Source organism: Bartonella sp. PS7NMGDW (genome assembly GCF_042193585.1).
In the GTDB taxonomy this organism is placed as follows: domain Bacteria; phylum Pseudomonadota; class Alphaproteobacteria; order Rhizobiales; family Rhizobiaceae; genus Bartonella; species Bartonella grahamii.
The window spans coordinates 1-1,251 of record NZ_JBHILX010000077.1 but is presented as its reverse complement, the minus strand read 5'-3'; the positions used below and the strand labels follow the sequence as shown (position 1 = coordinate 1,251).

Below are 1,251 nucleotides of genomic sequence, written 5' to 3'. Positions count from 1 at the left end.
ACAACAGCAACGCAACTGAGTTCGATGACATAATAGATATATTTCTTTGTTGTTCTTGTAAACCAAGAGAATGATACAGGTTTTTCTTGTGAATGACTCATTTGAATTTATGATTTTATTTAAGAGAAAGAGCGATGGATGTCGCATATTTAAACAGTATTGTAAATAGTATTATATTTATACAAAATATACATTTTGTGTTAATATAATATAAACATAATGTATTTATTGTTTATACAGTATTTTTATTGTTATTTATACAAATTATATTTGACATTTTCTAAAATGAACAATAATGAATTTTCAACTGTATCGTTGTGATACAGTTATTTTTAATAATAAAAGGAGGATTTAAATGGGTAGTTCAAGCTCATCAAATGATTCAAGTAGTAACTCACATCCAAAAAGTTGGCTTTTTCCAGAAGATGATTATAGTACAGACGCTTATGCCCAAGCAGCAGGTACAGGAGGCATTGTAGGAGCAATATTAGGAGGTGGTGCTGGTGCAGCTGGAGGTTCTATTGCTGGACCAGGAGGTGCAGTTGCTGGCTTACTCGGTGGAGCAGTAAGCGGCGGAATAGGAGGAGCTGGTGATTCAAGTAGTAACTCACATCCAAAAAGTTGGCTTTTTCCAGAAGAAGATGATTGTAGCGCAGGCGCTCATGCCCAAGCAGCAGGTGCAGGTGGCATCGTAGGAGAATTAATAGGAGGTATTGCTGGTGCAGTTGGAGGTCTTTTTTCTGGACCGGGAGGTGTCGTTAATAGCTTTGTCAATGGAGCAATAGGAGGTGGACTAGCAGGAGCTGGTGACGCTGTGGTAGATAAATACAATGCATGCTATACGGCACCAAGTTGTGAAACAAGCGATTATGTTGAAGCAGCTGTCATACACGGAGGCATAGGAGCAGCAAGTGGTGCAGTAATTGGTTTAGCAGCTGAAGGTGTTGGCGTTTTACCTGGAGCATTGGTAGGCGGATTAGGAGGAGCTGCTGACGGTTTTATAGATAAGTACAATGAATGCCATCCGAATCCAAGTTGTGAAGTAAGCGATTATGTCGAATCAGCAGCCATAAAGGGAGGCGCAGGAGCATTAATTGGTTTATTAGGTGGTCCGGAAACAGCAGTAGCAGGCGGATTTGGAGGAGCTATTAAGGGTTTTAAAGATAAGTACAATCAATGTCATCCGTAAAGTAGAGGGAGGCTGTTTCTAATTTATTTAGAAAATAGCTAGTAAGATATTTCTGAGATCAG

The 1,251-nt window shown here is 39.3% G+C and carries 1 protein-coding gene; it reads left to right on the top strand.

Going from position 1 to position 1,251, the window contains the following annotated elements; translation table 11 throughout:
* Nucleotides 1-355: 355 nt before the first annotated feature.
* Nucleotides 356-1,189 carry a hypothetical protein gene (locus tag ACFIKJ_RS09320; RefSeq protein ID WP_375670546.1) on the top strand — a complete coding sequence of 278 codons (834 nt, stop codon included), beginning with the start codon at nucleotides 356-358 and terminating at the stop codon, nucleotides 1,187-1,189.
* Nucleotides 1,190-1,251 lie beyond the last annotated feature (62 nt).